The 12,946-nt window shown below is 52.1% G+C and carries 9 protein-coding genes; 5 read left to right on the forward strand and 4 right to left on the reverse strand.

From position 1 onward, the window contains the following. Positions 1–115 precede the first annotated feature (115 nt). From QMX91_RS22560 to QMX91_RS22570, 3 genes are all read left to right on the forward strand, one after another. Positions 116–1,195, forward strand: a complete 1,080-nt coding sequence (locus tag QMX91_RS22560) for a patatin-like phospholipase family protein (RefSeq protein WP_134785912.1) — start codon at positions 116–118, stop codon at positions 1,193–1,195. A gap of 95 nt (positions 1,196–1,290) precedes the next feature. Next, on the forward strand, positions 1,291–1,647 hold the full coding sequence (gene queD, locus QMX91_RS22565) for a 6-carboxytetrahydropterin synthase QueD (RefSeq protein WP_003223505.1): 357 nt from the start codon (positions 1,291–1,293) through the stop codon (positions 1,645–1,647). A gap of 211 nt (positions 1,648–1,858) precedes the next feature. Next, complete coding sequence (locus tag QMX91_RS22570) at positions 1,859–2,671, forward strand: alpha/beta hydrolase (protein WP_282413408.1); 813 nt, start codon at positions 1,859–1,861, stop codon at positions 2,669–2,671. A 165-nt stretch (positions 2,672–2,836) separates the two neighbouring features. On the opposite strand, the gene QMX91_RS22575 is transcribed toward QMX91_RS22570, so the two are convergent. From QMX91_RS22575 to QMX91_RS22585, 3 genes are read right to left on the reverse strand one after another with little or no spacing between them, the layout of a single operon-like run. After that, positions 2,837–3,997, reverse strand: a complete 1,161-nt coding sequence (locus tag QMX91_RS22575; RefSeq protein WP_282413409.1) for an AAA family ATPase — start codon at positions 3,995–3,997, stop codon at positions 2,837–2,839. Between the two features lie 2 nt (positions 3,998–3,999). After that, entirely contained in the window at positions 4,000–5,673 is a 1,674-nt protein-coding gene (locus QMX91_RS22580) for an ABC transporter ATP-binding protein (RefSeq protein ID WP_282413410.1), read from the reverse strand. Continuing rightward, positions 5,670–8,399 carry a DUF4135 domain-containing protein gene (locus tag QMX91_RS22585; protein ID WP_282413411.1) on the reverse strand — a complete coding sequence of 910 codons (2,730 nt, stop codon included), beginning with the start codon at positions 8,397–8,399 and terminating at the stop codon, positions 5,670–5,672. Before QMX91_RS22585 ends, QMX91_RS22580 begins: the two co-directional genes overlap by 4 nt. Before the next feature lie 687 nt (positions 8,400–9,086). On the opposite strand from QMX91_RS22585, the gene codB reads away from it, so the two are divergent. Together codB and codA are read left to right on the forward strand one after the other, a co-directional pair. Beyond that, positions 9,087–10,358 (forward strand): cytosine permease, encoded by a 1,272-nt coding sequence (gene codB, locus QMX91_RS22590; protein ID WP_282413412.1) that lies wholly within the window; start codon positions 9,087–9,089, stop codon positions 10,356–10,358. A gap of 14 nt (positions 10,359–10,372) precedes the next feature. Next, the gene (gene codA / locus QMX91_RS22595) at positions 10,373–11,620 is read left to right on the forward strand and encodes a cytosine deaminase (RefSeq protein ID WP_247842502.1); all 1,248 of its coding nucleotides are present in this window, start codon (positions 10,373–10,375) and stop codon (positions 11,618–11,620) included. Positions 11,621–11,748: 128 nt separating this feature from the next. Here codA and QMX91_RS22600 read toward each other — a convergent pair whose 3' ends face one another. Further along, the gene (locus QMX91_RS22600) at positions 11,749–12,729 is read right to left on the reverse strand and encodes a diaminopimelate epimerase (protein WP_282413413.1); all 981 of its coding nucleotides are present in this window, start codon (positions 12,727–12,729) and stop codon (positions 11,749–11,751) included. Between the last annotated feature and the right edge of the window lie 217 nt (positions 12,730–12,946).

Consider the following 12,946-nt stretch of genomic DNA (forward strand, 5'->3'; position numbering starts at 1 on the left):
GCGGTGGGTCAGCAGTAATGATGGCGACTGATACACCGCTTTCGCGAGCAAGCCCGCTCCCACAGGGTCAAGCAGTGCGCCTATAATCCAAAGCTTGCTAACGATCGAGACCGGTATGACAGCCATCCACATCAAGTTCCCTGCCCTTACCCTCAAGGCCGGCCCACGGGCCATGGCGCGCATTCGTGCCCAAGGCCTGAACGCCGCTGACGTCGGCACCCTGCCCGGTGCGGCCGGCGGGCCGAAGGCATTGGGGATTCAAGGGCTGGATCTGGCGTTGTTCGGTGAGTGGCTGCCGAGCGCGCCGCGTGAGCGCTCGCTGATCGGCGCGTCGGTCGGTTCCTGGCGCTTCGCCAGCGCCTGTCTGCCGGACGCCGCTGAAGGCATCCGCCGCCTCGGTCAGTTGTACGCCGAGCAGAACTTCAACAAAGGCGTGACCATGGCCGAGATCAGCCAGAGCTCGCAGCGCATGCTCAATGACCTGCTCGACGGCCGCGACGCCAGCATCCTCAACAACGCCGACTACCGCCTGAACATCATGGTGGTGAAAAGCCACGGACGCCTGGCCGACGATCATCGTGGCCGCCTCGGTCTGGCGCTGGGCTCGGTGATTGCCGATAACCTGCGCGGTCGCGCGCGGCTGTCGCGGCACTTCGAACGCCTGATCATTCACGACCCGCGCCTTGCCCCGCCGTTGAATGCGCTGAATGACTTTCCGTCGCGCTTCGTCGCCCTCGACGCCGGCAATCTGCGCCAGGCGCTGCTGGCCTCGGGATCGATCCCGATGGTCATGGAAGGCGTGCGCGACCTGCCGGGCGCCGGTACCGGCACGTTCCGCGACGGCGGGCTGCTCGACTATCACCTCGACCTGCCCTACAGCGGCGACGGCATCGTGCTCTATCCGCACTTCACCGACCGGGTGATTCCCGGCTGGTTCGACAAGACCCTGCCGTGGCGCCGTGCCTCGGTGGAGCGCTTGCAGGACGTGCTGTTGCTCGCACCATCGAAGGAATATCTGGCGCGCCTGCCCTACGGCAAACTTCCCGACCGTAACGACTTCAAGCGCTTCATGGGCGATGCGCCGAGTCGGCAGAAATACTGGCACGCGGCGATGGACGAAAGCCGCCGTCTCGGCGACGAGTTTCTCGAACTGGCGGCCAACGGTCGCCTCGCCGAACGCTTGCTGACCCTTTAGTCAGTGTTTTCCCGCATCGCCAAACACAAGCTGGTAAACTCGCCGCCTGCCCGAATCGCTGCGGCGAACGCCACCTGAACAGAGCCGAAAATACTGTGGAAATTTTCAAAGAGTTTACTTTCGAATCCGCCCACCGCCTGCCGCACGTACCGGACGGCCACAAGTGCGGACGCCTGCACGGTCACTCGTTCAAGGTGGCGATTCACCTGAGCGGCGACCTCGATCCGCACACCGGCTGGATCCGCGATTTCTCCGAGATCAAGGCGATTTTCAAGCCGCTGTACGAGCGTCTGGACCACAACTACCTGAACGACATTCCCGGCCTGGAAAACCCGACCAGCGAAGTCCTGGCCAAATTCATCTGGAATGAAATGAAGCCCCTGCTGCCGGAACTCAGCGCGATCCGCATTCACGAGACCTGCACCAGCGGTTGCATCTATCGCGGTGAGTGACCTGATCCAGAGATCACCGAAAAACCTGTGGGAGCGGGCTTGCTCGCGAATGCGCTCTGCCAGTCACACCAATGTTGACTGACACCATGTCTTCGCGAGCAGGCTCGCTCCCACAGGGATAGGCGGCGTGTCAGTCAACGAATAAACAGCCTTCACGGCTGTTTTTTTATGCCTATGCTTTTTGGCTCAACCCCGCCAAGAGGACAGGCCGATGACGGACTGGCTGCTGGATCAGGTCTTCGATTTCGATGGGCATCCCATACGCCACGCCGTGCGCGGTGACGGCCCGCCGCTGGTGTTCGTGCATGGCACGCCGTTTTCATCGTATGTGTGGCACCGCATCGCGCCGCATTTTTTCGCCAGTCACCGGGTGCATTATTTCGACCTGCTGGGCTACGGTCGCTCCGCACAACCGGACGCCGACGTTTCCCTCGGCGTACAGAATCAACTTCTCGCGCAGTTGCTCGATCACTGGAACATCCAGCGCCCGGACGTGGTCGCCCACGACTTCGGCGGTGCCACCGCACTGCGCACGCACTTGCTCAATGGCAGGGACTACCGCAGCCTGACGCTGATCGATCCGGTGGCGCTGACGCCATGGGGATCGCCGTTCGTGCAGCATGTGCGCCAGCATGAAACGGCGTTCAGCGGCCTGCCGGACTACATCCAGCGCGCGATCGTCCCGACCTACATTCGCGGGGCGATTCACCGCGACATCCCCGACGCTGAACTGGCGCCCTACGTGCAACCGTGGCTCGGCGATCCGGGGCAAGCGGCGTTCTATCGGCAGATCGCGCAGATGGACGAGCGCTACACCCGCGAGGCCGAACCGCTGTACCCGAGCATCCGCTGCCCGGTGCAGATTCTCTGGGGCGAAGCCGATCAGTGGATTCCCATCGAGCGGGGTCGGGCGTTGCACCAGATGATTCCTGGCGCGCTATTTCACTCCATCGCCAACGCCGGCCACCTGATCCAGGAAGATGCCCCGGAAGCGATCATCGCCGCATTGCTGCGATTTCTTTGACGCGCGGCGTCCGCGTCCCGGAATGGCGCAAGTGCACAAAGTCAAAACCACTCATATAGAGTCGCTAAATGCCGAAAAAACAGTGTTCCAAGATGCAACATCAACGCACCAATTTCATGCCTATCCCTGCGCATGTGCGAATCAAAATCCCAGCTTTCGATTGTGTCAAAAAGCATTAACTTCACCATTTAGAGCCAACCCTTCAATCCATGTATGAAGCCCCCGTTTAATGACATGCCGAGATTTAGACGTCCCTGACTTTTCAAGAATATCTTTCAATATGGGTGAATGAGTAACAACCCAAATCTGCGATCGCTTGCTGGCAGAACTAATCAAACCAGCCAACGACCTGAGCATATCGGGATGCAAACTGTTGTCAGGTTCATTCAAAACAATGAATGGAGGCAAAGAACTGGATGTCAGCGCAACAGCTAGGCAAATATATTGCAAAGTACCATCAGACAGTTCCCACGCATTGCTCGTGCGATTACTTTGAGGAAAGCGAAGTCCAAAAGAAACGGTACGTTCCGGCCTGGAAATTTCCAAAATCGCCCCTCCGAATGTATCCGCAATCAACTCTTCAACAACATCGAGATCTTGAACTATATATTTCTGCGTCGCCAGAACCGCAGCGAGATTTGCTCCAGACGAATGAAGTACGGTGTCACTAACTGCGTAGCAAGGCTTGCGAATGGGCGACTCAATATCAGTCCTGAAACCGTGATAAAAACGCCACCCCATAATTTCATGTTTGATACGTAACACCTCTGGAAAACGCTCTGCATCCGTGAGAGAGCTTAATGCCGTCGCAGAGGGGAATAGTCGAATAGCATTCGACATGTCGAGAACGGCCATTTCTCGATCCATAACCTTCAAGAAACCATTTTCTCGGAACATCAGAGTATGACTTTTCCGTCCATTATGAAAAATAAGTTTTTCGGTTTTTATTTGAGGTTCAAACTCAAAACCATCGCCCAATACAATCTTTTCTCCAAAAGCGGTTTTTTGCGGCACAAGTCCCGCTGTGATTCCGTAACTGTAATAGCCATCATCATCTGAAAAAATCGAGAAACGCACTTCAAAAATAATTTTTGAACGCTCGGCATTGCGCTTTGAACTCTCCGAAAGGATCGACTGCATGCCACCCTCCCGAACGATAAACCTCGAAAACTCTCCCGTTGCAGCGGCCTGCACGAGCTTGAGTGCATTATATAAATTAGTTTTCCCAACTCCATTTGCACCATGAAAAATATTCAAACCATCAAGATTCAAAAACACATCATCAACAGAGCGGTACCCTTTAATTGAAACAGACAATATTCTCACAATTAAAGCTCCTCACAAAATTCGCCATTAAACGAGACCACTCGATCAGCCAACTTTAATATCGACTCTCGATGAGCAACAATGATCACAATATTAGACGCATTATATTTTTTGATATTTGAGATCACTGTTCGCTCAGCAACCTCATCAAGGAACGCCGTGCTCTCGTCAAAAACGACGACCTTATGGTCTCGCAAAAAACTTCTTGCCAAGGCAAGACGTTGACGCTCGCCTCCCGACAACATTAACCCCCTGTCTCCAATTTCCGTATCCAGCCCGGATGGCAAGCCTTTTAGGAATCCACCAAGGTCAGCAAGTTTTAAAACTGCTTCTAATCTTTCATCAGGTGCATTTTGATCAGCGATTCTTAGATTAAATCTTAACGACCCGTTGAATAAACCAACCTCTTGGGATACGAAAGAAAACCTAGAATAGAAGTCTTGATCAGACAAATTTTCTATCGCAACACCACCATATTTGATTAAACCAGAAGAGGGTGTATAGAGCCGCATCAGCAACTTGACAATTGTCGACTTACCCACACCAGATGGACCGGTGATCGCAATTACTTCACCTGGAATAAATCGGATTGACAAATCGTGCAGCACCTTTTCTGTAGGTCGCTCAGGGTAAGAAAAGCGAACATTAGAAAACTCCAGGTGATGACTAATATTCGCAAGCTGATTACCTTTTCCAACATGCCGAACTTCACAAGCGTCGAGATGTTTTAGTAAGGGTGCAAAGCCACCAAGTGATTCAATCATGCTACCAATACTTTTCAAAAGAGCATCGTAGGGCTGACACACCTGAAACATATAAGCTGCAACCATTACAAAATGACCAACACTTATCTCTTCGGAAAGCAACCTTAGTGAAGACTCATAAAGAACAACAAAAAAAACAATCGAAAAAATACATACCCTAAAAACTTCTAGATAAGTACTTTTCCTATAAAAACCCAACCAAGACTGATAAACACCTTCTTGATCTTCACGAAAAAAACGCAACAGAAATTCATCGGCCAAATATATACGTATCGTCTCAATATTCGAAACAATTCCATGAATGGCTTTTGAACTTCCCATCTCTTTTAATATCACAACCTTGAACAACTCTGACAAGCGCCCGATCATTGAAGAGCTAAGAATTGCATACGTAAAAACATATAAAAAAATCATGAACATTACGAAAAAATCTTTAAAAAAACCCAACACAACTAACGATACGAGTATTTGAACGATAGCGGGTAGTACACTAACCAGCATTGATCGAATTGTGTTATCCATACTCGCCGAAGCACATTGCAGGACCTGCGCCAGCTGCGCCGGGCCTTTTATAAGGCTCTCACATGCAGACAAACGAATAGATCTCTTAATGAACATCTCGCCAAGATTTATATTCACCCGCTGGATAAACATCATTGTCATTACATCAGACAAATGAGAAAACACCTGAGATATAAAAACAACGCCAACTACCAAACTCAAAAACATCAAAAACTGCTCATGATTACCTGATGCAACCGCAAGCATCCTCTGCAAAAATAAAGGTACGAGACCAAAACCTATCGCGGTAAGGAAAATCAAAACTACTAAAAAGGCCAAACGACTTACGTCTTTTGATTTCATGGACAACTTCAATAGCGTATAAGTATCAACAAATCCTTTGACATTCATTTGGACACTTCCCGAAAAATCAGCTTAAACAGTTCATGAGGCAACAGAGGAAAAGATTGGTCACCTGTCATTAAAGAATTCAGGGCCAGTTGCTCTCCGGCACACCCTTTCATCAGACCACACCCTAAAGTAGACGCCCCCTGAATCGACCAATACTTATTTTCTAAATCGACGTTCAAAGCTTTCTTGAATAGTCGCTGATAAATTAACTCTACCCCCAACACTCCGTTTGAAATTGAGAAATTTTCTTTACCGCCCGAAGCTTTGAAATTCTTCTCGAACATCGCTCGAACGTTGTGCTCCTGCAAAAACCTGTCAAGTACATCGATATTAAAATGTCTTCTTAAAAAATCGAACACATAAATAATTCCCGCGCCTCCATGCGCCCATCCAAACTCATTTTGAAGCTCTATGCTTCGAGGCTTATGTCTTAAATCTGGCCAATTGCCAAGTTGCGGCTCAAAGCAGTTGATTTCCGACGTAATTACGCCTTTTATCAATGGAAGGACCGTTTCATCAGATATATCAAAAACCATCGCATATACAGCGATCGAATAAGCGATACCTGCTTGTCCATGCGAAAGCCCACATAATATTTTTTTAGGATGCATTGAGATATTACTAGGGAATAGTATCTGTTCACCGTCTAATTCAGATCTCGCGACTAACGCCTCGAATAGTGATCTAGAAATATCTTGCCACTCCTCCTTCTTTGACAATTGAAAATAACAGCTGGCGACTACCAAAGCTCCAGCAAGACCATAGATCAAGCCCGAACCTAGATTTTTATATTCTTCAGAATAAAAAGCCGCAACAATTTTATCGGTTGCAGTTGAAAGAAAGGAGGGATTTCCATCTATAAAAATTGGCGCTATAGAACTTAACCCACCGACATATGCTCCACCTATTGGAGACGACGATAGCAACTCATCACCTAAAATCATTTCAAAATATGCAAACAAAAATTCCTTATTCTCCGATTTTGATTCGAATAATCTCCCAGTAGCAGCGAGATAACCAAGCCCACCCGAACCTGAAAACAAATCAAACCCCACGGTAGTTAACTCGAGATAGCTTTCACACCTACTAGTAAATATTAAAGGAGGAGACCGAGTATCAATCATGTGTTTAGCAGTTACATTTACTGCAGAAGGCATTTTTTTTAGAGTCAAGAAACTAGGATCTTCTTCCTCAAAACCATGAACTTGATTAAACCTACAGTTCAATTCGACTATTTTTTCCGCCTCTCGGTATACGCACTTTAAAAATTTAATCTCGTTGCCAAACCCCTCATTCACTATGCGATGTAAATTATCCTTCACACTGTCGTATCCGTTTACATAATTAATCAACTTAATACTTTCAGCCGCATGAGTTGAACAAACAGCAAGATCTTTCGCACAAGAAGTAAATCTAGGAACATCCCCAAAAAAGCAAGATTCAACCTCCGCCTTTAAGAGAGCGGAGTCGGCCCGATGATCTTCGACTGATCCGAGGCAAGACTCGATATATTTTTTTCTATCCTGGTTATTTTTTAGAAACCGCGGATGATAGGAAGCCTCAATCACCAAGCAATAGTTAGCGGTATCTCTCAAGATTATTCTATTTCTTAGATTAGAAGTTTGATTCAAAAAATCTACAAAACGCTTATATTCATAAATTATGACCTTGTAGCACTCAACACAACCTGCAACGATATGTTCAATATAGTCTATTGGATTCTGTACCTCACCATTAAACACCACCGCATTTGGATTTGTGTTTAATGATGCTTTTCTAACGGCTTGTTTTCGAAATATATTTCCTATGCCCGCGTGCTCGGTGTCGGCAAGTCCATCTGTGTACTTAATAACATTCGGCACAAGCCCTGTTCTAGGTATTCCCAAACGCGGCGCATCAACATAGACATGATGAAATACTGCCTCCAAGTCGACCGGAACGGGGTTTCCATGATGAGTTACGATATTTTCATAATGGAGGTCGGTAATTCCTAACGACGCAGCCGCAGCAATCAAATAACCTGCCAATCTATAGTAATTCTCTACCTCCGCTTTGCTTTTCAAAGGAGCCTGATCACACCACTTCACCCACCCGAAACCTTGCCCCGATAGGTATTCTGGAAACTCCCAGCCGCGAATACCACATTGTTCATTGAAAAAAACTCCAAGAAACTCGCTTGTTTTCTTTTCCAACTCCAAATCACGCAACTTCAAGGCAAAAGCAGGGCATCCTTGAACATAAAAAAGGGCTACGTTTTTATTTCCATCGTGACTCTCGTCTCCCAGCAAAAACACATCACTCACTTCATGAGGAGCATCCAAAAAACCACTACGCAGCAATTCTGGAAGCGACTCTAAAAAACACTCTTTAACTAATGAGAAATTCTCTAATTCATCCACAAAAAGTTTATCAAGCAAGTACCTCAGCGACTCGTACTTTCTCAAAAACTCGAGATACAATTCATCCTGCTCTAAAAAATCCTCGTAGGTCATCCTGACCCCAAGGTTTTCATTAACATGTGACACCTCTGCCTCGATGGATTGGCGAACATAGCTTTCCACCTTATTTGCTACGTGTATAGCAAAGGCATTAGCCAACTTCTTATCAATCAGACAAGCAAGATCAAACCTCTTACTCTCATACAGGCTATTTAAAAAATCATTCACTAAAATCCTGTGTGAACCAGAATAAGTCGCCATAGAATCAACCATCGACAAATCACTCATTAACACTTCCTTATGTCAATTGAAATGCCGCCTTGAGGCGGCACATACCTAGTTAAAAACGACTACATTGGCTCTGGATACCAGTCCATAACAGGTGCCACTTTTTATTGATTTCGGAGAGTAAGAAGCATAGCAACACCGACCGAAACATTGAGTACAATTACTTGTTGCTGCCCCCGTATGTACTGGCCTAGTCAGTTCCATTCCCGGGGGAGTGTTCTCAACTTGCATAAGAAGTGGATCTACGTACTTTTCCCCAAAGACAGCGCTCATCATAACGCCGTCTGCCCGAATAACATCTTTAATAGTTTCAATATCAACGTTTCGAATATTCATCTCACATCCTTGTATCGCCATTAGAATTTTCTGAAAAATCGTGAATCACTTGCACTTATAGATATATTGGATCAAGCCTTTACGGTCAATAAATTAAAGGCAGGAATAAGACTAATATTGTGTAGGATTATTCCAGCAAGCCCATGGGAGCAATCCATATTTAATCCAAAATATGAAGATTTTCACACAAACAATAAATTCGTTAGAAAACGACATTCCTACTGATCTAATACTTAGATGCTCAACAATCAATAACTTAGACATCTTCAAACATTGGGACGGACGCTACTCAAACCTGGCACGACCACTGCAACCCAACCCGCGTCCCCCCTCTTCAGCAAGGAACGCCCCATGACGCAGAACGATCCCGGCAACGACTACCCCCTAAGCGAAGTCCCGATGCATGCGCGAAAAGGCCTGGCCTCGACCGCCATGGTGTTGCTCGGTTTCACGTTTTTCACCGCAACCATGTTCGCCGGCGGCAAGCTCGGAGTGGCGTTCAGTTTTGGCGAGATGATGGCGGTGATCATCGTCGGCAACCTGCTGCTCGGTCTGTATGCGGCAGGCCTCGGTTATATCGCCTTCAAGAGCGGGCTTAATTCGGTGCTGATGGGGCGGTTCTGTTTTGGCGAAGTCGGCAGCAAGCTCAGCGACCTGATCCTCGGTTTCACCCAGATCGGCTGGTACGCCTGGGGCACTGCGACCGCCGCCGTGGTGCTCGGCAAATACTTCGATCTGGGGCAAGGCACAGTGCTCGGCTTGATGGTGCTGTTCGGCCTGGTGTTCTGCGCCACGGCGTATATCGGTTATCGCGGCCTGGAGATCCTGTCGTACATCGCGGTGCCGGCGATGATGTTGCTGCTGATGCTGTCGATGTGGGTCGCGACGGTAAAAGTCGGTGGCCTCGATGGTTTGCTCAGCGTGGTGCCGACGGGTTCGCTGGACTGGTCGACCGCGATCACGCTGGTGTTCGGCACCTTCGTCAGCGGCGCGACCCAGGCGACCAACTGGACACGCTTCTCGCGCTCGGCACGGGTTGCCGTGCTGGCGAGCCTGATCGGATTTTTCATCGGCAATGGCTTGATGGTGTTGATCGGTGCCTACGGCGCGATCGTCTATCAGCAGCCCGACGTGGTTGAAGTGTTGCTGCTGCAAGGTTTCGCCATGGCCGCAATGGCCATGCTGCTACTGAATATCTGGAGCACCCAGGACAACACCATCTACAACTTCGCCGTCGCCGGCTGCAACCTGCTGCGCACCGGCCGACGCAAAACCGTGACCCTGGCCGGCGCGGTAATCGGCACCCTGCTCGCCCTGCTGGGCATGTACGACATGCTGGTGCCGTACCTGATTCTGCTGGGCACGGTGATTCCGCCGATTGGCGGGGTGATCATGGCCGACTTTTTCTTCCGCTGGCGCGGGCGCTATCCGCGTCTGGCCGACGCACGGTTGCCGGCGTTCAACTGGCCGGGACTGGGGGCTTACGCGGTCGGCACGCTCACTGCGTTCCACTCGCACTGGGTCGCGCCGCTGGTAGGGATTGCCGCCGCCGCGCTAACGTATGTCATCGTCACCAGCCTGCTCGGCGCCCGTCGCGCCAGTGCGCCACTACCAGACCTATAAGAAGGATTCGCCTGATGCACATCATCAACGCCCGACTGCGCAACCAGGACGGTTTGCACGAATTGCACCTGGAAGACGGCCTGATCCGCAGCATCGGCCGCCAGACCGAAGCCCCGACCCTCAACCCCGGCGACCTCGACGCCGGCGGCAATCTGGTGGTGCCGCCCTTCGTCGAGCCGCACATCCACCTCGACGCCACGCTGACCGCTGGCGAGCCGCGCTGGAACATGAGCGGCACGCTGTTCGAGGGCATCGAGTGCTGGGGTGAGCGCAAAGTCACCATCACCGAAGAAGACACCAAGACCCGCGCGAAAAAGACCATCCAGGCCCTGGCCGCACACGGCATCCAGCACGTGCGCACCCACGTCGACGTCACCGATCCGCAACTCACCGCGCTCAAGGCGATGCTCGAAGTGCGCGAAGAATCCCGGCACCTGATCGATCTGCAAATCGTCGCGTTCCCCCAGGAAGGCATCGAGTCGTACCGCAACGGTCGCGAGCTGATGGAAGAAGCGATTCGCATGGGCGCCGACGTGGTCGGCGGCATTCCGCATTTCGAGTACACCCGTGATCAGGGCGTCAGTTCAGTGAAGTTTCTGATGGATCTGGCCGAGCGCACCGGGTGCCTGGTCGATGTGCATTGCGACGAGACCGACGACCCGCACTCGCGCTTTCTTGAGGTGCTCGCCGAAGAGGCGCGCAGCCGCGACATGGGTGCGCGGGTCACCGCCAGCCACACCACGGCAATGGGTTCTTACGACAATGCCTACTGCGCCAAACTATTCCGCCTGCTCGGGCATTCCGGGATCAGTTTCGTCTCGTGCCCGACCGAAAGCATTCACCTGCAGGGGCGCTTCGACAACTTCCCGAAACGCCGTGGCGTGACTCGCGTGAATGAATTGCTTGAGGCCGGGATGAACGTGTGTTTCGGCCAGGACTCGATCGTCGATCCTTGGTATCCGCTGGGCAACGGCAACATCCTGCGGGTGCTGGAAGCCGGGTTGCACATCTGCCACATGCTCGGTTACCGCAACCTGCAGAACGCGCTGGATCTGGTTACCGATAACAGCGCCAAGGCCATGCACCTGGGCGAGCGTTATGGCCTGGAACAGGGGCGCCCGGCGAACCTGCTGATTTTGTCGGCGGACAGCGACTACGAAGTGATCCGCAGCCAGGGCCTGCCGCTGTATTCGATTCGTGGCGGCAAGGTGCTGATGCAGCGGCAGATGCCGGTGGTGGCGTTCAGCGGCGGACAAATCTGAAACTTTTGTCAGGCTGATGGCCTCATCGCTGGCAAGCCAGCTCCCACAGTATCCAGCAGTGAACGCGTGATTTGTGTTCACCATATAACTCTGTGGGAGCTGGCTTGCCAGCGGAGGCGATTGCCGCTTCAGTCGATCAATCGAGCCGTACCAAACAGCCTGACCCGCACCAATTCGCCCTGCTCTTCTTCGAGCAACACCGGCGCCGTCCCGCCCGGCATGACGACGTGCACTTCGCCGCTCGCCACCCAACCCACCGCCCATGCGGCACACGCCACCGCACTGGCGCTGGTGCCGGAGGACGCTGTCGGCCCTTCGCCACGCTCGAATACTCGGGCGACGATGCGCTGCGCTGACTCAAGCGCGGCCCATTGCAGATTGATGCCCGCCGGGCATGGCTGGCCGGCGCCGGTCGGCATCGCGTAGGCGATTCGGGTCAGGCCTTCAGCCCAGGGCGATTCGCGCATTTGTGAGTTGCTCGGCAGATCGGCGACGTCGCTCAACAACGTCACGCAATGCGGATTGCCGATGCGCACGAACTGGCTGTGCTGCCACGCGGGATCGAGCTGCGCCAATGGTTTTACATGGCTCACTTCATGACCATTGAATTCGCGGTTTTCAACATTCCGGGCGGTCACCGCTGAAGGCCCGAAGCCCGGTTGACCGAGATCCAGCCAGAAGCCGTGAACGCCTTCGACTGCAGCTGGTTTCACCGAAGTTTCCACGGCGTCGCCCTTGTCGTGATGCACTCGCAGCGACGCCCCTTCCGCCGGCATCAGCCCCTGCTCCAGCAACGACTGGGAAAAGATCGTCAGGCCGTTGCCACTGCGCTCGGCCAAGGTGCCGTCGGTGTTGACGATCAGCACGTCGAACGGCGCTGCCGACTGAAACGGGCCGATCAACAGACCATCGCTGCGGTGCGATTTGCTCCCCGCCGGACGCTGGCCCTCCGGCCAGTCGCAGCACAGCGCAATGGCGGCCTGACTCCATGCCTGTCTCGACACAGCACACTGCGCGGCACCGACCGGCAAATCGATCCCCGCCTCACGAAGTGCCTGGGGCGAAATCACCCCGTAAATATTGCCCCGCGCATCGTAGAACTGCGTCATCACCGGCCTCACTCACCTTGTCGAAGCCATCACTGTAAACCGCGATCCCCTGTAGGAGTGAGCCTGCTCGCGATGGCGGTTTGTCAGCGGCCATATTCATTGCCTGAACCACCGCAATCGCGAGCAAGCCCGCTCCCACAGGGTTCTGCACAGAACGGGCATTTGTGAACACCGGTCATCCAATGTGGGAGCGAGCTTGCTCGCGAAGGCTGCGTAT

This window comes from Pseudomonas sp. PS01299, assembly GCF_029960145.1.
Taxonomy (GTDB): Bacteria; Pseudomonadota; Gammaproteobacteria; order Pseudomonadales; family Pseudomonadaceae; genus Aquipseudomonas; species Aquipseudomonas putida_A.

Coding starts and splice junctions, on each gene's coding strand:
- codB (WP_282413412.1), top strand. CDS start 9,087: ATGACGCAGAACGATCCCGGCAACGACTACCCCCTAAGCGAAGTCCCG.
- QMX91_RS22585 (WP_282413411.1), bottom strand. CDS start 8,399: ATGAGTGATTTGTCGATGGTTGATTCTATGGCGACTTATTCTGGTTCA.
- QMX91_RS22570 (WP_282413408.1), top strand. CDS start 1,859: ATGACGGACTGGCTGCTGGATCAGGTCTTCGATTTCGATGGGCATCCC.
- QMX91_RS22600 (WP_282413413.1), bottom strand. CDS start 12,729: ATGACGCAGTTCTACGATGCGCGGGGCAATATTTACGGGGTGATTTCG.
- codA (WP_247842502.1), top strand. CDS start 10,373: ATGCACATCATCAACGCCCGACTGCGCAACCAGGACGGTTTGCACGAA.
- QMX91_RS22580 (WP_282413410.1), bottom strand. CDS start 5,673: ATGAATGTCAAAGGATTTGTTGATACTTATACGCTATTGAAGTTGTCC.
- QMX91_RS22560 (WP_134785912.1), top strand. CDS start 116: ATGACAGCCATCCACATCAAGTTCCCTGCCCTTACCCTCAAGGCCGGC.